Origin of the sequence: Streptomyces wuyuanensis (genome assembly GCF_900103455.1) — a bacterium.
GTDB lineage: Bacteria > Actinomycetota > Actinomycetes > Streptomycetales > Streptomycetaceae > Streptomyces > Streptomyces wuyuanensis.
This window is the reverse complement of the sequence record NZ_FNHI01000006.1, coordinates 80,771-102,952: the sequence shown is the minus strand read 5'-3', so window position 1 is coordinate 102,952 and position 22,182 is coordinate 80,771. Positions and strand designations below refer to the sequence as shown.

The window sequence follows — 22,182 nt, the reverse complement described above, 5'->3', positions numbered from 1 at the left end:
CGCAGGCCTTCCTCGGGGTTTCCGCGCCCCGGGTGGTCGTGGTCGGCGGGAGTTCCTGACTCACCGGAGCCCGTTGCCGGGACCCGGTTCACAGTGGCGGGACCGCGCCGGATTCTCACCGGGCTTCCTCCCTAGGGCCCTGGGACCCTGTGCCGTTTTGCATAGTAGAGGCTGCGGTCCGCCGGCAGGCGGCCACCTGGAAGGACGTGGGTATGCTCGCCGCCATGCCGCCCACACCGACAACACCCCCGGACCGGGGCGAACCCCGCATACGGGACCGGGGCGACGCCTGCCCGGGTGCGCTGCGGCTGCATCCGGCGGACGACGGGCGGCTGGCCCGACTGCGCCTGCCCGCAGGTAAATTGACGGGTGGTCAGGTGAAGACGCTGGCCGTCGCGGCCGGACGGCTGGGCGACGGGGCGCTGAGCATCACCTCCCGGGGGAACGCGGAGCTGCGCGGCCTCGCGGACGGCTGCGGGGCGGAGCTGGCGGAACTGCTGCGTGACGCCGGACTGCTGCCCTCCGAAACCCATGAGCGGGTGCGCAACATCGTGGCCTCGCCGCTGGCCGGACTCGACGGACTCGGCCGCTCCGACGTGCAGTTGTGGGCCTCGGAGCTGGACGCGCTGCTGTGCGCGAGCGGGCCGGCCGCTGGTCTGTCGGGCCGGTTCCTGTTCGCGCTGGACGACGGCCGGGGCGATGTCGCCGGGCTCGGTGCGGATGTGACGTTGCTCGCAGAGTCGGACGGGCGCGCGGTGCTGCGGATCGGGCGCCACACCCACCGGGTGCGTGCCGCCGACGCGGCACGGGCCGCGCTCGCCGCCGCGGAGGCGTTCCTGACCGCGGCCGCCGAGGCGGGCACGGGCGCCTGGCGCGTGCGGGAGCTGCCGGACGGGCAGGACGTCGCCGTGGGTGCGCGGCTGGAACGGGCGGGGGTGGTGCCGGTACCACCGGACCCCGCCGACGGAACGGAACACTCCGCCCCGGATGCGCGCCCAGGACCGCCCCCGGACGGGCCCGCGGGGCCCGGTGGCGGTCCCCTGCCCGGGGTCGTGGCGGGACCGGACGGCTGGGCCGTGTCCGTCGCGGCTCCGCTCGGGCGGCTCACCGCCGACCAGCTGCGGGAGCTGCTGCCGGCTCCCGCGGACGAGGTGCGGCTGACCCCGTGGCGCGGGGTGGTCCTGCCCGGGTTCGCCGACCGCGGCACGGCGGAGGCGCGGCTCCGGGCACTCGGGCGGGCGGGCCTCATCACCCGCGCGGACTCGCCCTGGTACGGGGTCGGCGCGTGCACCGGGCGGCCCGGGTGCGCCAAGTCCCTGGCCGACGTGCGGGCCGACGCCGTACCCGGCCGGGGCGGACTGCCCGTGTACTGGTCCGGCTGCGAGCGGCGCTGCGGCCGTCCGCGGGGGGACTACGTGGACGTCGTGGCCGTCGGGGACGGCGCGTACCGGGTGACCGCGCACGGCGTCCCCGTACCCGTGCCGTCCCGCGCCGAGCTCGCCGACACCATCGCCACAGCCCGAACCCGTACGACGAAATGAGCGACAAGACCGTGTTCGACTACGAGAAGGACGGCGCGGAGATCTACCGCCAGTCCTTTGCCACGATCCGCGCCGAGGCCGAGCTCGACGGGCTCCCGGCCGACGTCAGCCAGGTCGCGGTGCGGATGATCCACGCCTGCGGGATGGTCGACCTCGTCCGCGATCTCGCGTACTCGCCCGGGGTGGTGGCACGCGCCCGCGAGGCACTGCGCGCCGGGGCTCCGATCCTGTGCGACGCGCAGATGGTGGCGAGCGGCGTCACCCGCAAGCGGCTGCCCGCCGGCAACGAGGTGATCTGCACGCTGTCCGAGCCGTCCGTGCCGGAGCTGGCCGCCGGGCTCGGTACGACCCGCAGCGCCGCGGCACTCGAACTCTGGCGGGACCGCCTCGAAGGCTCCGTCGTCGCCGTCGGCAACGCCCCCACCGCGCTCTTCAGGCTGCTGGAGATGATCGACGAGGGCGCGCCCCGCCCGGCCGCGGTGATCGGCGCACCGGTGGGCTTCATAGGCGCGGCCGAGTCCAAGGACGCCCTCGCCGCACACGGGGGCGGACTGGAGTACCTGGTGGTACGCGGCCGGCGCGGGGGCAGCGCCATGGCCGCGGCCGCGATCAACGCGATGGCGAGTGAGGCGGAGTGAGCACACAGCAGACCGGCAGGCTGTACGGCGTCGGGCTCGGCCCCGGCGACCCGTCGCTGATGACGCTCCGGGCGGCCGAGGTCGTCGCGAAGGCGGACGTCGTGGCGTACCACTGCGCCCGGCACGGCCGTTCCATCGCGCGCTCCATCGTGGCGGGGCATCTGCGCCCCGACCACATCGAGGAGCGTCTGATGTACCCGATCACCGTGGAGACCACCGACCATCCCGGCGGCTACCGGGGGGCGCTCGACGACTTCTACGAGGAGGCCGCGGCCCGGCTCGCGGCGCATCTCGACGCGGGGCGGACCGTGGCCGTGCTCGCGGAGGGCGACCCGCTCTTCTACGGCTCCTACCAGCACATGCACAAGCGGCTGGCCCACCGGTACCCGACCGAGGTGATCCCGGGCGTGACCTCGGTGAGCGCCGCGGCCGCGCGGCTCGGGGAGCCGCTCTGCGAGGCGGAGGAGGTGCTGACGATCGTCCCGGGCACGCTGCCCGAGGAGGAGCTGACGGCCCGTCTGGCCGCCACGGACTCGGCGGTGGTGATGAAGCTCGGGCGGACGTTTCCCGCCGTGCGGCGGGCGCTGGAGCGGGCGGGCCGCCTGGAGGACGCACGCTACGTGGAGCGGGCCACGATGACCGGCGAGCGCACCGGGCGGCTGGCGGACGTGGACCCGGAGTCGGTGCCGTACTTCTCGGTGGCGGTGCTGCCGAGCCGGATCGACGAGGTGCGGCCCGAGGCGCGCCCTCAGGGCGAGGTCGTCGTCGTGGGCACCGGACCGGCCGGGCCCCTGTGGCTGACGCCCGAGACGCGCGGCGCTCTCGCCGCCGCCGACGACCTGGTCGGCTACACGACCTATCTGGACCGGGTGCCGCTGCGGGCCGGGCAGCGGCGCCACGGCTCGGACAACAAGGTGGAGTCGGAGCGGGCGGAGTTCGCCCTCGACCTCGCGCGGCGGGGCCGCCGGGTGGCCGTGGTGTCGGGCGGCGACCCGGGGGTGTTCGCCATGGCCACGGCCGTGCTGGAGGTGGCGGCGCAGGAGCCGTACGCGGACGTGCCCGTACGCGTGCTGCCGGGCCTCACCGCGGCGAACGCCGCCGCGGCGCGTGCCGGGGCACCGCTGGGGCACGACTACGCGGCCATCTCCCTCTCCGACCGGCTGAAGCCGTGGGAGGTCATCGCGGAGCGGCTGACGGCGGCGGCCCGGGCCGATCTCGTCCTGGCCCTCTACAACCCCGGTTCGCAGAGCCGGACCTGGCAGGTCGCCAAGGCCCGTGAGCTGCTGCTCGGCCACCGCGCCCCGGACACCCCCGTCGTCGTCGCGCGCGACGTCGGCGGCCCCGAGGAGAGCGTGCGGATCGTGCGCCTCGGCGAACTCGACCCGGCGGTGGTGGACATGCGGACGCTGCTGCTCGTCGGCTCGTCGCAGACCCGGACGGTGCGCCGCGGCTCGGGCGAGGAGATCGTCTGGACCCCGCGGACGTACCCGGAACCGGCCGGCGCGCAGGCGACCGCGAACGGCCCGGCGCCGGAGTGAGTACGCGCCCGGGGGCGGTGCCGAGCGCCGCGCCCGGGGCCTACTCCGCGCAGAAGCCCCGCAGTTCCCCGGCGCAGAGCCCCATCAGCTGATCGATCCCCGCCTTGATCTGCTCCGGCGACCTCCCGCATTCCGCGGTGAGGTGCCGGAACAGGCTCGGCAGGAACGGGGCCAGCAGCAGGTGCGCCAGTACGGCCTCGTCCGCCTCGGGCCGTACCTGGCGCAGCAGCATGGACACGTGCGTGTGCATGGTGAGGTACGCGCCGCTCGTGTAGCGCGCGAGCGGTGAGGCGGCCTCCGCGGCGAGCATCGTCGTCTGCTGCTCGGCGACATGGTCGGCGAGCGCGTGGAGGAAGGCGCGCAGCCGCTCGGCGGGCCGCCCGTCCGGCCCGAGGGGTGCGGGCCCGCTGAGGAACCCCTCCTGGAACTGCCGCTCGCGGTCGTCGAGCAGTGCGAACAGCAACTGGGCCACGTCGCCGAAGCGGCGGTAGACCGTGCCCACTCCGATCCCGGCGGCCTGCGCCACGGCGTTCATCGTGATCGCCTCGGGCCCGCGCTCGGCGACGAGCCCCGCCGCAGCGTCGAGGATCTTCCGGCGGTTGCGCGCGGCGTCGGCGCGTTCGGCCGGCGGCTGGCCGGTGATCGCCAGTTCGGTGCGGACGCTGCCGCGCATGTCTTCCACCTCGCCGAGGGTACCGGACCCGCTTGCCAACCGGATAGCTATCCGGTTTACTCCGGACGAGAGAAGCGGATAGCAATCCGCTTACCGTCCTCCCGGAAATCCACCGTCTCCCCCGGAAAGGGGCCACCCCATGAGCGCCAAGGTCGCGGTCATCTACTACTCGTCGACCGGCAACGTGCACCAGCTCGCCAAGGCCGTCGCCGAAGGCGCCGAGAAGGCGGGCGCCGAGGTGCGCCTGCGCCGGGTGCCGGAGCTGGCTCCGGACGCGGCCATCGACGCCAACCCCGCGTGGCGCGAGCACGTCGAGGCGACGAAGGACGTCGAGGTCGCCACGCTCGACGACCTGGAGTGGGCGGACGCCTACGCACTCGGCTCGCCGACCCGATTCGGGAACATCGCGGCGCAGCTCAAGCAGTACCTCGACACCACCGGCGGGCTGTGGCAGCAGGGCGTCATGGCCGACAAGCCGGCCACGGGCTTCACCAGCGCGCACAACGCCAACGGCGGCAACGAGTCCACGCTGCTCGCGCTGTACAACACGCTCCACCACTGGGGCTCGATCATCGTCTCGCCCGGCTACACCAACCCCGTCGTGTACGGCGCGGGCGGCAACCCCTACGGCACCTCCCACCCCGGCGGCGCCGGCGCACCGGCCGACGAGACGCTCGAGGCCGCGCGCTACCAGGGCGAGCGGCTCGCGAGGATCGCGGCGCGGCTGAGCGACGAGAGCTGAGCCGGAGGGCCGTCGGGGCGCTGCCCGGGCGGCCCTTCGTCGGTGAGGCGCCGCGCGGTGAGGCGAGGGCGTTGAGGCGCAGGGCGGTAAGGCGCCGCGCGGTCGTGGGCGGGTGCGCAGACGCCGGCCTCGGCGGGCGCTGGGCGGGGCCCGCTGCGGAGGCGGACGCGTGGCGCGCCCACGAGCCCGCGTAAGGCGCCGGGGCACCGGGCGTTCGGGGCCGGAGCCCGCGCCGCCTCCCCCGCCGCCCGGCCTCAGGGCCCCTTCGGCGTCGAGCGGCCGACCACCGTGCCGGCCCGGTCGACGCACACCACGTCCACCGTGACCGGCGCGCCCCGCAGCACCTCCAGTGCCTGGTCACGGGCGGTCGCGGCCACGAGATCGCCCAGCGGTACCCCACCCGCCGCACACGACTGGAGCGCCGCGAGGCCGGTGTTGGCCGCGGCGACCTCGGCCGCCAGTTCCTCGTCCGCTCCTCCCCGCCGGGCCAGCTCCGCGAGGAAGCCCTTGTCCACCTGGGAGCGGGCGGAGTGCAGATCCATGTGGCCCGCCGCCAGCTTGGACAGCTTCGCGAAGCCGCCGCAGACGGTGAGCCGCTCGACGGGGTGCCTGCGGACGTACTTGAGCACCGCCCCCGCGAAGTCGCCCATGTCGAGCAGTGCGTCCTCGGGCAGCCCGTACAGGGCGACGACCGTCTTCTCCGACGTCGAGCCCGTGCATCCGGCGACATGGGTGCGTCCCGCCGCCCTGGCCACGTCCACACCGCGGCGGATCGAGTCGATCCACGCCGAGCAGGAGTAGGGCACGACGACGCCCGTCGTGCCGAGGACGGACAGTCCGCCGAGAATGCCGAGGCGCGGGTTCCAGGTGGACCGCGCGATCTCCTCGCCGTGGTCGACGGAGACGGTGATCTCGACGTCGCCCGCGCCGCCGTGCCGGGCGGCGACCTCCGCGACGTGGTCGCGCATCATCTGCCGGGGCACCGGGTTGATCGCCGGCTCGCCGACGTCGAGCGGCAGCCCGGGGCGGGTGACGGTGCCGACGCCGGGCCCCGCGCGGAAGACCACGCCCGAACCGGCGGGCAGGACCCGTACGCTCGCACGGATCAGCGCGCCGTGGGTGACGTCCGGGTCGTCGCCGGCGTCCTTCACGACTGCCGCCGTCGCCCTGCCGCGCGCCAGTTCCTCCGCGGCCAGCGCGAACGCGGGCGTCTGGCCCTTCGGCAGGGTGATCGTCACCGGGTCCGGGAAGTCGCCGGTGAGCAGCGCGGTGTACGCGGCGGTCGTCGCTGCGGTGGCACAGGCCCCGGTGGTCCAGCCGGGCCGGAGACCGGTGTGCTTGAGTTGGGCGCTGCGTCCGCCCACGGGCGCGTGTTCACTCATGGAGGTTCCCCGTGCACGTCCTGGTCCTCGGCGGCACGACGGAGGCGCGCAAGCTCGCCGAGTCGCTGCACTCGCGCGGGGAGCGGGTGACCACCTCGCTGGCGGGGCGGGTCGCGGCGCCGAGACTGCCCAGGGGCGAGGTCCGGATCGGAGGCTTCGGCGGGGCGGAGGGCCTCGCCGCCTGGCTGCGCGAGCACCAGGTGGACGTGCTCATCGACGCCACCCACCCTTTCGCCGGGACGATCAGTTTCAACGCGGCGCGCGCCGCGGACCAGGCCCATGTTCCCCTGCTCGCGTTGCGGCGGCCCGGGTGGGTCCCGGTGGCGGGCGACGACTGGCACCGGGTCGACTCGCTCGCGCAGGCGGCGCACGTGCTGCCGTCGCTGGGGCGCCGGGTGTTCCTGACGACGGGCCGCATGGGCCTGGCGTCCTTCGCGCACCTCGACGGCCTGTGGTTCCTGGTCCGCTCCGTCGACCCGCCCGAGCCGCCGCACCCCGCGCGGATGCGTGTGCTCCTCGACCGAGGCCCCTTCACCCTCGACGGCGAGCGGGCCCTGCTCGCCGAGCACGCCGTCGACGTCCTGGTGACCAAGGACAGCGGCGCCGACGCGACCTCCCCCAAGCTCGCCGCGGCCCGCGAGGCGGGCCTCCCGGTCGTCGTGATCAGCCGTCCGCCGGTGCCTGAAGGCGTCCCGACGGCGACGACGGTGGAGGAGGCACTGGTGTGGGTGACGGGGCTGGGGCAGGTTCCGGGGACCGGGTGACGCCGGTCCGAGGGCCGGGACACGGCCGGGGACTGGGTGACGCCCGGGCCTGAGGCGAGGGGCCGGCGAGCCCGTACGGCGGACGGGCCGTCAGCAGACGTGCCGGGCCCGCGCCGGGTCGTACAGGTGGCTGTCGCGGAACTGGGACGCCGCCAGAGTGCGCCCCACGAGGATGACCGCCGTCTTCGTGACACCCGCCTCCTTCGTCAGCCCGGCGATCTCCTCGAGCGTGCCCCGGAGGATCAGTTCGTCCGGCCGGCTGGCCATGGCCACCACCGCGGCGGGGCAGTCGGGGCCGTAGTGCGGCAGCAGTTCGGCGACCACGCGGTCGACGTAGCGGGCGGCGAGGTGCAGGACGAGCAGGGCACCGCTGCGGCCCAGCGTGGCCAGGTCCTCGCCCTCGGGCATGGGGGTGGCCTGCTGGGCGACGCGGGTCAGGACGACCGTCTGGCCGACCGTCGGCACGGTCAGCTCCCGCTTCAGCGCGGCCGCCGCGGCCGCGAACGCCGGAACGCCGGGGACGACCTCGTACGGGATGCCCGCGGCGTCGAGCCGCCGCATCTGCTCCGCCACCGCGCTGAAGACGGACGGGTCGCCGGAGTGCAGCCGGGCCACGTCGTGCCCCTCCTGGTGGGCGCGGACGAACTCCGCGGTGATCGCGTCCAGATCGAGGTTCGCTGTGTCCACGAGACGCGCGTCCGGCGGGCAGTCGGCGAGGAGTTCGGCCGGGACGAGCGAGCCCGCGTACAGGCACACGCCGCACGACGCGAGCGTCCGCGCGCCGCGCACGGTGATCAGATCGGCGGCACCGGGTCCCGCACCGATGAAGTAGACGGTCATGAGGGCTCTCCTGCAGAGGATTTGGTGACGGACCATTGCGTGACGGGCATCGCCTGCCGCCAGCCGGTGAAACCGCCGACCGGAACGGCGTGCGCAACGGCGAGCCGCACCAGCTCGCCGCCGTGCCGCCGGCAGCGCTCCGCCAGCAGTGCCTCCGACTCGAGCGTCACGGTGTTCGCGACGAGCCGTCCGCCCTCCGGCAGCGCGTCCCAGCAGGCGTCGAGCAGTCCCGGCGCGGTGAGCCCGCCGCCGATGAACACCGCGTCGGGCACGGGCAGCCCGGCCAGTCCGGCCGGCGCCGCCGCCGTGACGACCCGCAGTCCGGGCACGCCGAGCGACTCCGCGTTGCGTTCGATGCGCCGGGCCCGTTCCGCGTCCCGCTCGACGGTGACCGCCCGGCACGACCGGTGCGTGCGCATCCACTCGATCGCGATCGAGCCGGAACCGCCGCCCACGTCCCACAGCAGCTCGCCCGGCGCCGGCGCGAGCGCGGCGAGCGTCGCGGCGCGCACATGGCGCTTGGTCAGCTGGCCGTCGTTCTCGTACGCCTCGTCGGGCAGTCCCGGCACGGCGCCGAGCCGCAGCGCCCCGGTGGCCCGCGCACAGTCGACGGCGACGACGTTGAGCGGATCGCCCGGCGGGTGCTCCCAGGTCTCCGCGGTGCCGCCGACCCGGCGCTCGCGCTCGGAGCCGAGCTGTTCCAGCACCTGCATCCGGCTGGGGCCGAAGCCCCTCTCGGTCAGCAGCGCCGCCACCTCGGCCGGGGTGTCGGCGCCGGCGCTCAGCACCAGCAGCCGCCGGCCGTGGTGGAGCGCCGCGGCGAGCCCGGCGGCCGGCCTGCCGACCAGCGTCACGACCTCGGTCTCCTCCACCGGCAGCCCGAGGCGGGCGCAGGCGTACGAGACGGCCGACGGATGCGGCAGCACGCGCAGCGCGTCGGCGCCGGCGAGCTCGGTGAGGGTGCGGCCGATGCCGTAGAACATCGGGTCGCCGCTCGCGAGGACCGCGAGGCGGCGGCCCGCGTGCTCGGCGAGCAGCGCGGGCACAGCGGGGCGCAGCGGCGACGGCCACGGCACGCGCTCGCCCGCGCATTCGGCTGCGGGCAGCAGCGCGAGCTGGCGGGCGCCGCCGACGAGGACGTCCGCGGCGCGCAGCACGGCACGCGAGGTCTCGGGCAGTCCGTCCCAGCCGTCGGCGCCGATCCCGACGACGGAGACGGCGGGGCGGGGATCGGAAATCACGGACCGGACTCTACTGTCCGCGCAGGTGGCTGCCGGTTCGCGGGGAGTGAGACGCCCGTCACCGGCGCGCGGGCCGTCCAAGATCACGTGATACTGAACTGAAGAACCAGCCCCTGGTCCCGGCCCCGCCACGCCCGCCTCATCGTCCGACTCGGCTCCGGGAGGCAGCCATGGCCACTCGACGGACCCCCCTGCCGGGCGTCGGTACGCAGTACGACTTCACCTCGGAGAGCGGTCATCACCTCTCGCTGGTCGTCCACCAGGACGGCCGGCGGTTCCTGGGCTTCTACTCCGCGGACGATCCCGACGAGTGCGCGTCGTCCGTACCGCTCACGCCCGACGAGGCCGGCACGCTCGCCCACCTGCTGGACCCGGCTGCCGTCGAGGGCGTGCGCACCGACGGGCTCGACCTGGTGACCGAGCACATTCCGGTCTCGGCACGCTCGCCGTACTCGGGACGGCCGCTCGGCGACACCCGCGCCCGTACCCGCACGGGCGCCTCGATCGTCGCCGTGCGCCGCCCGAGCAATGTGCACCCCTCGCCCGGACCCGGCTTCCGGCTGATGATCGGGGACACGCTCGTCGTCGTCGGCACCCGGGAGGGCGTGGACGCGCTCACCGAGATCATCGCGGGATCCGGGGACGTTCCCGGCGACTCCGGAGACGATCCCGGCGTCTCCGGTGCCGGAGGCTGACCGTGCACGGCACGACCATGCTCCTCATCGAGCTCGGCGGGATCATCCTCACGCTGGGGCTGATCGGCCGGTTCGCCGGACGCTTCGGGCTGTCCCCGATCCCCCTCTATCTGCTGGCCGGTCTCGCCTTCGGCGAAGGCGGACTGCTGCCGCTCAGCGCCAGCGGGGGCTTCATCGCCGTCGGCGCCGAGATCGGCGTCATCCTGCTGCTCCTGCTGCTGGGCCTGGAGTACAGCGCGTCCGAGCTGGTGACGAGCCTGCGCACCCAGTACCCCTCGGGCCTCGTGGACTTCCTGCTCAACGCTCCGCCGGGTGCAGCGGCGGCGCTGCTGCTCGGCTGGGGACCGGTGGGGGCCGTGGCACTGGCCGGCGTCACCTGGATCTCGTCGTCGGGCGTGATCGCCAAGGTCCTCACGGACCTGGGACGGCTGGGCAACCGCGAGACCCCGGTGATCCTCGGCGTCCTGGTCATCGAGGACCTGTCCATGGCCGTCTACCTGCCCCTGCTGACCGCGCTGCTCGCGGGCCTCGGACTGGCCGGCGGCAGCATCACCCTGCTGATCGCCGTCGGCACGGTCTCCCTCGTCCTCCTCCTCGCCGTCCGCCACGGCAGGCACCTCAGCCGGGCGGTCTCCTCCGACGACCCGGAGATGCTGCTGCTGGTCGTGCTGGGCCTCACCCTGCTGGTCGCGGGTGTGGCGCAGGAGCTGCAGGTGTCGGCGGCGGTGGGCGCGTTCCTGGTGGGCATCGCGCTGTCGGGCGAGGTGGCGGAGGGCGCGAGGCGGCTGCTCACCCCGCTGCGCGACCTCTTCGCCGCGGTCTTCTTCGTCTTCTTCGGGCTGTCGACCGACCCGACGGCGATCCCTCCGGTGCTGGTGCCCGCGCTGCTGCTGGCCGTGTTCACCAGCCTGACCAAGATCGCGACCGGGTGGTACGCGGCCCGCCGCGCCGGTATCGGCCCGCGCGGCCGGCTGCGGGCGGGCGGCATGCTCGTCGCCCGCGGCGAGTTCTCCATCGTCATCGCCGGACTGGCGGCCGCAACCGAGCCGCGCGTCGTGCCGCTGGCCACCGCATACGTGCTGGTCCTGGTGATCCTGGGCCCGCTCGCCGCCCGCTGGACCGAGCCCGCGGTCCACTCCGTCCAGTCCTGGCTCCGCCACAGCCCGCGGCCGCGGCCGCCGGGGAGCGCGGAGCGGGGGGCGACCGTCACGGACGGCGCGGTGGCTCCGGCAGCGGGCGGCTGATCGCTTCCGGTCCTCGCATGCCCGCGGTGCGGTCGTCTCGAGCACCGATCGAGCAGTGTCCGCGATCGGGCGCTCAGGATGCGCGGAAGCGCCTGCCCCAGGGGATGCCTCCGGGAACGTGGATCCGTGACGTCACCCCCGCGCCTGCGAAGGAGCGCAGCGTGACGCGATGCGGGGAACCGGGCCGGCTGGGCTGCACGCGTGTGGACGGGCCGCACCCCTTCGGCGCGCCCCTCCACCTGCCGGCGCCGTTCGACCTGGGCCTCTGGGCCGAGGACCTCCGAGCAGGTGATCCGCGCGGCCTGGGCGGTGTCGCGGCACCGTCATCGGCAGAGGGACCGCTGATCACTTCTGGGCGTTCTGCCCCACGTAGAAGAGCAGCCAGACGAAGCCCGCGAAGGCGTGCGTGGCGAAGACGTACACGAACACGCGCAGGGCCACGCCGCGCTCCTTCCAGCGCTCGCTCTCGCGCTCGCTCTCGCGCGCGGTCTCGCTCATCGGCTGCATCCTCCCGGGCCCCGGGCACGGCGCTCCGGGGACTCCAGCGTACGGGCGGAATAGTTCCTGGGTGGCGTCCGTTCCAGATGACAGTTTAAGATTCAACCAACTGGCTCCTGGAGGCGAAGCGCGATGCAGTTCGGAATCTTCACCGTCGGTGACGTGACCACCGATCCGACCAACGGTCGGGCCCCGACCGAGAACGAGCGGATCAAGGCGACGGTCGCCATCGCGCTGAAGGCCGAGGAGGTCGGCCTGGACGTCTTCGCGACCGGCGAGCACCACAACCCGCCTTTCGTGCCGTCGTCCCCGACCACGATGCTGGGGCACATCGCGGCGCGCACCGAGAACCTGATCCTGTCCACCTCGACGACGCTGATCACCACCAACGACCCGGTGAAGATCGCCGAGGACTACGCCATGCTCCAGCATCTGGCGGACGGGCGCGTCGACCTGATGATGGGCCGCGGCAACACCGGACCGGTCTATCCCTGGTTCGGCCAGGACATCCGTCAGGGCATCCCGCTCGCCATCGAGAACTACGCCCTCCTCCACAAGCTGTGGAGGGAGGACGTCGTCGACTGGGAGGGCAAGTTCCGCACGCCGCTGCAGGGCTTCACGTCCACGCCGCGGCCGCTGGACGGTGTCCCGCCCTTCGTCTGGCACGGCTCGATCCGCTCGCCGGAGATCGCCGAGCAGGCCGCGTTCTACGGCGACGGCTTCTTCCACAACAACATCTTCTGGCCGGCCGAGCACACCAGGCGGATGGTCGCGCTCTACCGGAAGCGGTACGCGCACTACGGGCACGGCACGCCGGAGCAGGCCGTCGTCGGCCTCGGCGGGCAGGTGTTCATGCGCAAGAACTCCCAGGACGCGGTGAGGGAGTTCCGCCCGTACTTCGACAACGCGCCCGTCTACGGGCACGGCCCGTCGCTGGAGGACTTCACCGAGCAGACACCGCTGACCGTCGGGTCGCCGCAGCAGGTCATCGATCGGACCCTCGGCTTCCGTGAGGTCGTCGGCGACTACCAGCGCCAGCTGTTCCTGATGGATCACGCCGGACTTCCGCTGAAGACCGTGCTGGAGCAGCTCGACATCCTCGGCGAGGAGGTCGTCCCGGTGCTGCGCAAGGAGTTCGCCAACCTGCGGCCCGCCGGGGTCCCGGACGCCCCGGTCCACCCGGCCGTGGCCGCCGCCCGCGGCAACGGAACCCACGGCCCCGCCGGAACGACCGGCACCACCGGCACCCCCGGCACCCCCGGCAAGGAGGACTGACCATGGAACAGCTGAAGCTCGTCGCCGTGTCGGCGGGGCTGAGCAGTCCCTCGTCCACCCGGCTGCTGGCCGACCGGCTGGCCGAGGCGGCCCAGGAGCGGCTGGCGGAACAGGACCGGAAGGTCGAGGTCGAGGTGATCGAGCTGCGCGACCTCGCCACCGCCATAGCCAACAACCTGGTGACGGGCTTCCCCTCGCCCACGCTCGGCGCCGCGATCGACGCGGTCACGAAGGCGGACGGCGTGATCGCCGTGTCACCGATCTTCACTGCCTCGTACAGCGGGCTGTTCAAGTCGTTCTTCGACCTGGTGGACCCGCAGGCGCTGACCGGGAAGCCCGTGCTCGTCGCGGCGACCGGCGGCACCGCCCGGCACTCACTCGCCCTGGACCACGCCCTGCGGCCGCTCTTCGCCTATCTGCGGGCGCTGGTCGTGCCGACCGCCGTGTACGCGGCGTCGGAGGACTGGGGCTCCAGCGGCGACGAGTACACCGAGGGGCTGCCCGCCCGGATCCGCAGGGCCGGCGGCGAGCTGGCCGAGCTGATGGCGAGCCGTCCCGCCCGTGACGAGAGCACGGACGAGCCGGGGGAGTACGAGCGGCAGCTGGCCGACCTGCGCTTCGACTGATCGGCACGCACCCGGGTGGGATCGGCACCGTCGCGATCGATCCGCGGGCGACTGGTCATCGGGGGACGGTTCTCGCGGGTGACCGGTCCACGGGCGGCCGGTCCCGCGGCGGGCCGCCCATCCGGGCCGCCCATCCGCGGGTGACGGTCCCGCGGCGGGCCGCCGATCCGCGGGTGACGGTCCAGGGCGGGCCGCCGATCCGCGGTCGACGGCTTTCGCGGGTGACCGGTCCGGGCTCGGCTGATCCGGTCGTGCGGGCCGGCCGGCGGAGCGGTCGCCGACCCGTCGCCGGAGCGGTCGGGGACTGTCGGTGGAGCAGTCGGGGGCCGCTGGATCTCCGGGGGCGGGAGGCCGAACCGGCCGCCGGGCAGAGGGCCGAGCGGCCGGTGGACGCGGCCGCCGGGCCGCTGCGGCCGCGAGGGCACCCCGGGGCGGCCCGGGGACGCGGAGTGCGGACAGGGGCGACCGGACACGGCTCGCGACGACCCCGTGCGCGGCTTCACGTACCGGTTGTCGGTGGCGCCTCCTATCGTTTTCGCCATGACTCCCGCACTCATCGGGCGCGAGCACCCCGTGAGCGTCCTCCGGGCCGAGATCGGCCGGGCGACGGACAGCCACGGGGGCCTCGTGCTGGTCACGGGTGAGGCGGGCATCGGCAAGACGACGCTCGTGACACAGGCCGCCCGGGAGGCCCGGCAGCGCGGTGCGCTGGTGCTCGGCGGATCGTGCTGGGACTCCGACAGCGCACCGGGGTACTGGCCGTGGGTCCAGGTGGTCCGGGCGCTCCGGCGGGCCGTCGGCGAGGAGGAGTGGACACGGGCCGAGGGGGCGGCGGGCGGACGTCTGGCCGTGCTCCTCGGGGAGACCGGCGGGGCGCGCGGCGCGGGCGACGCCGGGGCCGTGGGCGAGGAGCCCGAGGAGCGTTTCGCGGCCGACGGGGACAAGGAGCCGTTCGCGGTGTACGACGCGGTGACGACCGCGCTGGTCACCGTCTCGCAGGGCCGCCCGGTGGTGGTCGTGCTCGACGATCTGCACTGGTCGGACCCCGCGTCGCTGAAACTGCTCGAATTCGCGGCGCAGCACGCCTGGTTCGAGCGGCTGCTGCTTCTCGGGACCTACCGCGACGCCGAGGTGGAGACGCCCGGCCACCCGCTGCAGCAGCTGATCCTGCCGCTCGCCTCGCGGGCGACGACGCTGACGCTCACCGGGCTGGAGCGCGACGAGGTGGGGGCGCTGATGACCGTCACCACCGGTCGCGAACCGGACCCCGCGCTCGTCGGGGAGGTGCACCGGCGCACCGGCGGCAATCCGTTCTTCGTCGAGCAGACCGCCCGGCTGTGGCACAGCGGCAGCCCCGTCACCGCCGTGGCGCCCGGGGTACGGGAGGCGGTGCGACGGCGGCTGGGCCTGCTGCCGGGACCCGTCGGCGCGCTGCTGACGGTGGCCGCCGTGCTGGGCCGCGACTTCCACCGGCAGGTGCTGGCCCTGGTGGCCGGGGCGCCGGTCCCGCATGTGGACCGGCTGCTGGAGCGGGCGGTGGCGGCCCGGCTGGTCACGGCGCGGGCGTCCGGACGGTTCGCGTTCGCCCACGATCTCGTGCGGGAGACGCTGTACGACGCGCTGGACGAGTCCGACGCACGCGCTCGCCACGCGGCGGTCGTCCGCGCGCTGCACGGCGCGGCCGGGCTGCCGGAGCAGGTGCGGATCCTGCCCGGCGACCTCGCCGGTCACGCCTACCTGGCGGGCGAGGAGCTGCCACCCGAGCTCCGCGTCGAGCTCCTGGTGGAGGCGGGGCGCGACGCCGGCGGACGGCTGGCCTCGGAGGAGGCAGTGGGCCACTACCGCCGGGCCCTGGAGATCGCGGAGTCGGCGGCGGAGCGCACGACGGCCGGGGCGGCGGCCGCGGACGGAGGCGGCGAACCGGCCGACGGACCGGCTCTCGGGGCGGCCCCAGGACCGGCGGACGGGGAGCGGGGCGGACCACCCGGGACGGCGGCCGCACCACCGCGCGAATCCGCTCCGTCCGGGACGGGCACGCGGAGTGCGGGCACGCCGGGTACGGACCCGCACGGCGCCGAACACCCGGGCGCGTACGAGGAGGCACGCACCGACCCCGCGGACCGCACCGACCCCGCGGACCCCGCGGACCGGGCGGACCGGGCGGACGCTTCCGAAGCCACGCGGGCGCTGAGGCGGCGGGCCGCACTGGTGGCCCTGGATCTCGCCGGGGAGCTGCACCACAACGGCGCGGACGCGGAGTCGTGGGCCGTGTTCGACAGGGCGGCGGCGCTCGCCACCGCGGTGGGCGAGGGCGAGTTGCTCGCCCGGGTCGCCATCACCCTGTACACGCACAGCGCATTGGCGGACGGCCCGACGCGCACCCGCAGCACGGCGCTGCTGCGCGATGCTTACCGCGCGCTGACCGGCGGCGGGACCGACCCCGGCCGGCCGGACCCCGACAGGCTCCCGCCCGAGCTGATCGCCCAGGAGCTCGCGGGGCTGTCCACGACGCTCGCCCGGCGCGGCGAGGACGACGACGCCCTCGCCTTCTCGCTCTGGGCCCGGCACGACTCGATCTGGGGCCTCGGCACGTCGGAGGAGCGTCTCGCCCTCACGCACGAGATGGCCGCGGTCGCGCGCCGGACCAGGAACCGGGACATGGAGTTCCACGCCACCTCGATGCGCTGGGTCACGCTGCTCGAACTCGACGACCCCCGCTATCTGGACCAGTTGCGGATCGCCCGGGCCCTCGCCGAGCGGATGGGCGTACGCCGCACGGACCTGGGCGTCTCCGTCGACCAGTGTCTGGTCGCCTCCCTCAACGGCCGTTTCGAGGAGGCGGAGGGACATCTCTCGCAGGTCACCGACCTGGGCAATGATCACTCCCCCTTCGCCTTCATGGCGCTGCACATCGTGTGGGGTCTGCGGCTGCTCCAGGGCCGGTTCGCGCAGGCGGAGGAGATCCTGGGACAGCTGGGTGCGGTCGGGCACCCGTATCCGGGGCTGCTGGAAGGCATCACGGCCGCGGAGCTCGGCGACCGGGCCCGCACGCTCCGGGTGGTGGCCGAGCTGGAAGGGCTGCCCGAGCCGTTCCCACGGATCTTCGAACCGCTGTGGATCCGGCTACGGGCGCAGGCGGCGGCCCTGTCGGGGGACGAGGCCCTCATCGCGTCGGCACGAAGCGCCCTGGAGCCGTACCGGGGCCAGTGGGTGGTGTCCCTGTACGGCTGTGACATCAGCGGTCCCGTCGACCTCTGGCTCGGTCTGCTCGACGCGGCTGCGGGGCGCTGGGACGCGGCCGTCGCAGAACTCGACTCGGCGGTCGCCTCGGCGGACAGGCTGAGCGCCCGCCCCTGGGCGCTGCGCGCGAGAGCGGCCCTGGCCGGGGCCCTGCGCGGCCGGGCCACGGCGTCCGACCGGGTCCGGGCGGAAGAGCTCGCCGCACTGACCGCCGAGGAGGCGAAGTCCCTCGGCATGCAGGCCGCGGTCACGGCACCGTTCGCCGGGCCGCCGGCCGGGCAGCAGGAGCAGCAGGAGCAGGGTGCCGGCGCACCCGGTGGCCCGCCGGCCGAACGGCCCGCCGCACAGGCGCAGTCCGGGCCGCCCGGCCCGTCGACTCGCCCCGGCGTGCCGGAGAGCTCGCGTCCCCATCTGACCGGAACAGCCGCGCAGGCATCCCAGCCACCACCGGCACCGCAGGCCCCCGAGTCCCCCCGGCCGGCCCTGTCTCCGTCGCTCTCCCATGCCCGCCGACCGGCCGGGGAGCCGCACACCGCACCGCCCGAGCAGGGCGCGCAGGAGAGGCAGGGCGTGTTCCGACGCGAGGGCGCCGTATGGCTGCTGGCCTACGAGGGCCGTACGGTCCATGTCCCCGACGCCAAGGGCCTGCGCGATCTGGCGACCCTGCTGGCCGCCCCGGGCACCGATGTCCCGGCCGTCCGGCTCGTCGCCGCGGGATCCGGCGAAACCGCCGTCGCCGCACGGAGCTTCGGCGGCGATCCGGTGCTGGACGAAGAGGCCAAGACCAGGTATCGAAGGCGTCTGGAGCAGCTCGACGACGCAATAGACCGTGCGTCGGCCTCCGGGGACGACGACCGCGCCGCCGCATACGACCGCGAACGTGCGGCGCTCCTCGACGAACTCCGCAGCGCCGCCGGGCTGGGCGGCCGCACCCGCCGGCTCGGTGACGAGGCCGAGCGCGCCCGGAAGGCCGTCACGGCCCGGATCCGTGACACCCTCCGCAAACTCGGCTCCCTGCACCCGGAATTGGCCGCCCATCTGAGGGCGTCCGTCTCCACGGGGTCCGCGTGCGGCTACCGGCCGGAGCAGCCGGTGCGGTGGCGGCTCTGAACGAGGGACTTCCGCCCCGCCACCCGTGGACCAGCCCCTCCCGGCACTCGAAGGTCCGTACCGGGACGGGCTGTTCGGACCGGAACGCGTGGGCCCGGCCCCGTATGCACGGAGCCGGGCCCACTCGGTCCCCGTCCTTCCCCAGGGCTCAGCTCACAGCTCCACCACGTCGGCCACCACACAGCCGACGTTGTCCGGTCCGCCGGCCTCGTTGGCGAGAACGATCAGCTCCCGTACCGCCTGCTCCGGATCGGCGACAGTGGCCGCCACACGACGCAGCTCCGACTCCGGGACGACCGTGAACAGCCCGTCGGAGCAGAGCAGATAGCGGTCCCCGGCCTCCGCGTCGTGCAGGCGCAGATCGGGTTCCGCAGGCGAGTCCGCTCCGTCGAGTGCCTTGAGCAGCATGGCCCGTTGGGGGTGGGAGCGGGCCTCGTCCTCGGTGAGGCCGCCGTCGTCGATCATCGCCTGGACGACGGTGTGGTCATGGGTGATGCGGAAGATCCTCCCGGCGCGCAGCAGATAGGCGCGGGTGTCGCCGATGTGGACCAGACCGAGCCGGGAACCGGTCCACAGCAGTGCCGTGAGGGTGGTGCCGGAGTCCGGGAGGTCGCGGACCGCGCGATGGGCGAGCTGCACCGCGTCGGCCAGGAGATTGAGCAGGTCGCCGGATTCGGCGGACGCGCTCTCCAGCGGACGGAGGGCGTCGATCGCCGCCCCGCCCGCCTGCTGGCCGCCGCCGCCGTAACCGTCGGCGACGGCCAGCAGACGCGGGCTCGCGTACACGGAGTCCTGGTTGGTGTCGCGGACCAGGCCGCGGTCGGAGAGGGCGGCGTAGCGGAGCCCCAGAGGTGCGCCGAGTCGTTGCATCGGACGGTCCTTTCTCGCTGCCGCGTCGGACAGCCGGTCGACGAGGAAGTCGGCGAGGTCGCGCCGCGCTGCCGTCTCGGCCTCCACCCGCGCCCAGTAGGCACGGATGTCCCGGGCCGCCGCGTCCGGGTCCGCCGAGTGGAGCGCGCAGACGGAGCGGATACGGGCGAGCGGCATGCCGATGCGCCGCAACCAGGCCACCAGCCGGGCGTGCTCCAGCTGTGCCGGGTCGTAGTAGCGGTAGCCGGTGAACGGGTCGACCTGGACCGGACGCAGCAGGCCCTGCTCGTCGTAACGGCGAAGCGTCTTCGCCGAGAGCCGCGCGGCCCGTGCGAACGCCCCTATGGTCAGCAGCCCCATACCGGCTCCCCGCCTTCCTCCTCGTACCGGGCGACGCGCCCGGTACGGCCGATGCTGGGGCTTCCCCCGCCGGGAAGGTCAACAGCCGGCCGTCACCGGAGGGAGAAGGACGACACGGCGGACGCCGGTGGTTCCACCCCCGTGTGAACCACCGGCGTCCACCGCCCGCGCCTCCTCGCTCGATCGGCCCCTGGTGCGCACGCCCCTTCGAAGCGGGGCCGGCTCGGGTCTCAGCGGCGGTTGTACAGACGCATGGTGATGGCACCGAACCCGACCACGAACAGCGCCGCCCAGCCCAGCGTCCAAGCGATGTCGGCCGTCGGCCAGTTGCCGGCCATCAGCTCCCGCACGGCCGTCGCCAGATGGGTCACCGGGCTGTTGTTGACGAACGCCTGCAGCCAGCCCGGCATCGTCTTCGGCTCGACGAAGACATTGCTCAGAAAGGTCAGCGGGAAGATCACCATCATGCTGACGCCCATGACGGACTTCTCCGTGCGCAGCATCAGCCCGAACATCGTCCAGATCCAGGAGAAGGCGAAGGAGAAGACCAGCAGCAGGACCACGCCGAGCAGGACGCCCATCGGGCCGCCCTCCGGCCGGTAGCCGATGATCATGCCGACCGTCAGCATCACGACGGAGGCCATGACATAGCGGACGGCGTCGCCGAGGAGATAGCCGACCATCGGCGCGGGCCGCCAGATCGGCAGCGTACGGAAGCGGTCGAAGACGCCCTTGTCGATGTCGGTGTTGATGGCGACACCCGTGTACATCGTGATCATCACGACGCTCATCACCAGAATGCCGGGGAGCAGGAACTGGATGTACGCGTCGACCGAGCCGGCCAGCGCCCCGCCGAAGAGGTACGTGTACATCAGCACCATCATGATCGGGAAAGCCGTGACGTCGAAGAGCTGCTCCGGCACGTGCTTGATCTTGAGCATGGCGCGCCAGCCGAAGGTCACGGATGCCGCGAGGGCGCTCGGCCGCGGCGGGCGTTCCCTGGCGACGAGCAGGGCCGCAAGGGACTCCGTCTTCGGCGCGGTGAAGGTGAGGTCCTCTGCTTCCCGGGTGGCTGCGGTGCTCATGCGACGGCTTCCTTCTCGGTGGCGGGCTTGCGGTCGGTGAGGGCGAGGAAGACCTCGTCCAGGCTGGGCTGACCCAGCGCGAAGTTGTCGACGGTGATGCCCTCTCGGGCCAGCTCCGCCAGGGCGCGGGCGGCCTGCTCCGCCGCTCCGAGCTCCGTGCCGTGGCCGTTGACCCGTGCCGTCAGGGCGACCGGGTCCGCCTCGAGCTGGACCGTGGCGTTCAGCGCGACGGTGAGGACGCGCTCGGCGTCCGGGCGGCGGTCGGCGTCGCGCAGCCGCACATGGACGGCTCCGGCTCCGACGGACGCCTTCAGCTCGCCCTTGGTGCCCTCGGCGATCACCCGGCCGTGGTCGATGACGGCGATCCGGGAGGCCAGCTGGTCGGCCTCGTCCAGGTACTGCGTGGTCAGCAGGACCGTCGTCCCCTGGGCGACGACGGCCCGCACGATGTCCCAGACCTGGTTGCGGCTGCGCGGGTCGAGACCGGTGGTCGGCTCGTCCAGGAACAGCAGGTCCGGTGTGTTGAGGATGGACGCGGCGATGTCGATGCGGCGGCGCATGCCGCCCGAGTAGTTCTTCACCTGGCGGTCGGCGGCCTCCGTCAGCCCGAACGCGTCGAGCAGTTGCGCCGCCCGTTCGCGCGACGCCCGCTTCCCGTGGCCGAGGAGCCGGCCCAGCAGAAGGAGGTTCTCCGTGCCGGTGAGGTCCTCGTCCACCGAGGCGTACTGCCCGGTGAGGCTTACTCTGCCGCGCACCGTGTCGGCGTCCTTCAGCACGTCGCTGCCGAAGACCAGCGCCTCGCCGCCGTCCGGCCTGAGGAGGGTGGCCAGCATCTTCACCGTGGTCGTCTTGCCGGCGCCGTTCGGCCCCAGGAGGCCGTAGACGGTGCCGGCGGGCACACGGAGATCGACACCGTCGACGGCCCGGTTGTCGCCGAACACCTTCACCAGGCCGTTCGTCTCGATGGCCAGATCTGTACTCATCGTCGAGTTCCTTCGGTTCCTTCGCTGTGGCGGTCGCGGTCGCGGTCCGCGGGATGGTCGGGCAGTCGAGGTGGACGGCCGGGCGGTCGAGGCGGTCGAGGCGGGGAACGTGTCGGCGCGGGCGGGCGGTCTAGGAGATGTACGGGCGGGCGGCGCGGGCATCGCGGAGTGCGAGGCCCCACCAGGCGAGCTGGTCGAGCATCGGCCCCACTGACCGGTCCTGGTCGGGCTCGAACAGGTCCTCCAGGAGGTTCAGACCGACGCCGTTGCGCAAACTCACCGCGTGCAGCTCGGTGAACACGGAACGCAAGTGCTCGACCGCGTACAGTCCCCGCGAGCCATGGCCGTAGCTCACGAACGCCACCGGCTTGGCCCGCCACTCGTCGTAGGCGTAGTCGATGGCCTGCTTGAGGGAGGCCGGGAAGGAGCGGTTGTACTCCGGCGTGACCACGACGAACGCGTCCGCCCGGGCCACCTCGTCCGTGAACTCCCGGATCCCGGTGGTGGCCCGGTCCGGGTAGTGCGCCGGGAAGTCGTAGTCGATCAGGTCGACGACGGAGAACTCCAGATCGTCGCGCGGGGCGGCCCGCTCAGTGAACCACCGGCCCACGCTCTCGCCGACACGCCCCTCGCGCGTGCTGCCGATGATGACGGCGACGCGCAGCGGCTCCGCCTTCTTCCGCTCCTGCACGATGCGCCTCCTCCCCTTCTTCCCCCGGGGCCTGGCAGCCGCTTTCCCGGTCCCACCCCGTAGGCGCGAGACGGCGAGGCGCGGCCGCCAGATCAGATCTGGCGGCCGCGCCTCGCGAGGCCGCGTCCGACACGGCCCAGGTGCCC

The 22,182-nt window shown here is 74.0% G+C and carries 19 protein-coding genes and 1 riboswitch; of the genes, 10 read left to right on the top strand and 9 right to left on the bottom strand.

Features of this window, described 5'->3' with window-relative positions; genetic code table 11:
- Positions 1 to 36: 36 nt before the first annotated feature.
- Positions 37 to 163, bottom strand: a riboswitch (cobalamin riboswitch).
- A gap of 61 nt (positions 164 to 224) precedes the next feature.
- From BLT82_RS11070 to BLT82_RS11060, 3 genes are read left to right on the top strand one after another with little or no spacing between them, the layout of a single operon-like run.
- Complete coding sequence (locus BLT82_RS11070; protein ID WP_244291916.1) at positions 225 to 1,541, top strand: hypothetical protein; 1,317 nt, start codon at positions 225 to 227, stop codon at positions 1,539 to 1,541.
- Positions 1,538 to 2,179 (top strand): precorrin-8X methylmutase, encoded by a 642-nt coding sequence (locus BLT82_RS11065; protein WP_093653742.1) that lies wholly within the window; start codon positions 1,538 to 1,540, stop codon positions 2,177 to 2,179. Before BLT82_RS11070 ends, BLT82_RS11065 begins: the two co-directional genes overlap by 4 nt.
- Positions 2,176 to 3,717, top strand: coding sequence for a precorrin-2 C(20)-methyltransferase (locus BLT82_RS11060; protein ID WP_093653741.1), 1,542 nt, complete (start codon positions 2,176 to 2,178; stop codon positions 3,715 to 3,717). Before BLT82_RS11065 ends, BLT82_RS11060 begins: the two co-directional genes overlap by 4 nt.
- Positions 3,718 to 3,757: 40 nt before the next feature.
- Here the strand turns inward: BLT82_RS11060 and BLT82_RS11055 are convergent, their stop codons facing one another.
- Positions 3,758 to 4,390 (bottom strand): TetR/AcrR family transcriptional regulator, encoded by a 633-nt coding sequence (locus tag BLT82_RS11055; protein WP_093653740.1) that lies wholly within the window; start codon positions 4,388 to 4,390, stop codon positions 3,758 to 3,760.
- Between the two features lie 139 nt (positions 4,391 to 4,529).
- Here BLT82_RS11055 and wrbA point away from each other — a divergent pair, with 139 nt between their 5' ends.
- Positions 4,530 to 5,132, top strand: coding sequence for an NAD(P)H:quinone oxidoreductase (wrbA, locus tag BLT82_RS11050; protein ID WP_093653739.1), 603 nt, complete (start codon positions 4,530 to 4,532; stop codon positions 5,130 to 5,132).
- Between the two features lie 254 nt (positions 5,133 to 5,386).
- On the opposite strand, the gene BLT82_RS11045 is transcribed toward wrbA, so the two are convergent.
- On the bottom strand, positions 5,387 to 6,514 hold the full coding sequence (locus BLT82_RS11045) for a cobalt-precorrin-5B (C(1))-methyltransferase (protein WP_093653738.1): 1,128 nt from the start codon (positions 6,512 to 6,514) through the stop codon (positions 5,387 to 5,389).
- 11 nt (positions 6,515 to 6,525) lie between these two features.
- On the opposite strand from BLT82_RS11045, the gene BLT82_RS11040 reads away from it, so the two are divergent.
- A complete protein-coding gene (locus BLT82_RS11040) occupies positions 6,526 to 7,278 on the top strand; it encodes a cobalt-precorrin-6A reductase (RefSeq protein WP_093653737.1) in 753 nt (250 codons plus the stop codon).
- A 90-nt stretch (positions 7,279 to 7,368) separates the two neighbouring features.
- Here BLT82_RS11040 and cobM read toward each other — a convergent pair whose 3' ends face one another.
- Positions 7,369 to 8,118, bottom strand: coding sequence for a precorrin-4 C(11)-methyltransferase (gene cobM, locus BLT82_RS11035; RefSeq protein WP_093653736.1), 750 nt, complete (start codon positions 8,116 to 8,118; stop codon positions 7,369 to 7,371).
- Positions 8,115 to 9,359, bottom strand: a complete 1,245-nt coding sequence (gene cbiE, locus BLT82_RS11030; protein WP_093653735.1) for a precorrin-6y C5,15-methyltransferase (decarboxylating) subunit CbiE — start codon at positions 9,357 to 9,359, stop codon at positions 8,115 to 8,117. The genes cobM and cbiE overlap by 4 nt, the downstream gene beginning before the upstream one ends.
- A gap of 170 nt (positions 9,360 to 9,529) precedes the next feature.
- Between cbiE and BLT82_RS11025 the strand changes: the two genes are divergently transcribed.
- Together BLT82_RS11025 and BLT82_RS11020 are read left to right on the top strand one after the other, a co-directional pair.
- A complete protein-coding gene (locus BLT82_RS11025; protein ID WP_093653734.1) occupies positions 9,530 to 10,054 on the top strand; it encodes a cation:proton antiporter regulatory subunit in 525 nt (174 codons plus the stop codon).
- Positions 10,055 to 10,056: 2 nt separating this feature from the next.
- Positions 10,057 to 11,298, top strand: a complete 1,242-nt coding sequence (locus BLT82_RS11020; protein ID WP_093653733.1) for a cation:proton antiporter — start codon at positions 10,057 to 10,059, stop codon at positions 11,296 to 11,298.
- 345 nt (positions 11,299 to 11,643) lie between these two features.
- On the opposite strand, the gene BLT82_RS37120 is transcribed toward BLT82_RS11020, so the two are convergent.
- Entirely contained in the window at positions 11,644 to 11,796 is a 153-nt protein-coding gene (locus BLT82_RS37120) for a DUF6126 family protein (protein WP_167745994.1), read from the bottom strand.
- Positions 11,797 to 11,928: 132 nt separating this feature from the next.
- On the opposite strand from BLT82_RS37120, the gene BLT82_RS11015 reads away from it, so the two are divergent.
- The 3 genes from BLT82_RS11015 (at position 11,929) to BLT82_RS11005 (ending at position 18,047) form a co-directional block, all read left to right on the top strand.
- The gene (locus BLT82_RS11015; RefSeq protein ID WP_093653732.1) at positions 11,929 to 13,071 is read left to right on the top strand and encodes an LLM class flavin-dependent oxidoreductase; all 1,143 of its coding nucleotides are present in this window, start codon (positions 11,929 to 11,931) and stop codon (positions 13,069 to 13,071) included.
- 2 nt (positions 13,072 to 13,073) lie between these two features.
- Positions 13,074 to 13,697, top strand: coding sequence for an FMN reductase (locus BLT82_RS11010; RefSeq protein ID WP_093653731.1), 624 nt, complete (start codon positions 13,074 to 13,076; stop codon positions 13,695 to 13,697).
- Positions 13,698 to 14,237: 540 nt separating this feature from the next.
- Positions 14,238 to 18,047, top strand: a complete 3,810-nt coding sequence (locus BLT82_RS11005; protein WP_093653730.1) for an AAA family ATPase — start codon at positions 14,238 to 14,240, stop codon at positions 18,045 to 18,047.
- 153 nt (positions 18,048 to 18,200) lie between these two features.
- Here the strand turns inward: BLT82_RS11005 and BLT82_RS11000 are convergent, their stop codons facing one another.
- The 4 genes from BLT82_RS11000 to BLT82_RS10985 form a co-directional block, all read right to left on the bottom strand.
- A complete protein-coding gene (locus BLT82_RS11000; RefSeq protein ID WP_093653729.1) occupies positions 18,201 to 19,277 on the bottom strand; it encodes a MerR family transcriptional regulator in 1,077 nt (358 codons plus the stop codon).
- Positions 19,278 to 19,507: 230 nt separating this feature from the next.
- Positions 19,508 to 20,362: an ABC transporter permease gene (locus BLT82_RS10995; RefSeq protein ID WP_093653728.1), complete on the bottom strand. Its 855-nt coding sequence runs from the start codon at positions 20,360 to 20,362 to the stop codon at positions 19,508 to 19,510.
- Positions 20,359 to 21,345: an ATP-binding cassette domain-containing protein gene (locus BLT82_RS10990; protein WP_093653727.1), complete on the bottom strand. Its 987-nt coding sequence runs from the start codon at positions 21,343 to 21,345 to the stop codon at positions 20,359 to 20,361. The genes BLT82_RS10995 and BLT82_RS10990 overlap by 4 nt, the downstream gene beginning before the upstream one ends.
- A 130-nt stretch (positions 21,346 to 21,475) precedes the next feature.
- The gene (locus BLT82_RS10985) at positions 21,476 to 22,036 is read right to left on the bottom strand and encodes an NADPH-dependent FMN reductase (RefSeq protein WP_208867830.1); all 561 of its coding nucleotides are present in this window, start codon (positions 22,034 to 22,036) and stop codon (positions 21,476 to 21,478) included.
- Positions 22,037 to 22,182 lie beyond the last annotated feature (146 nt).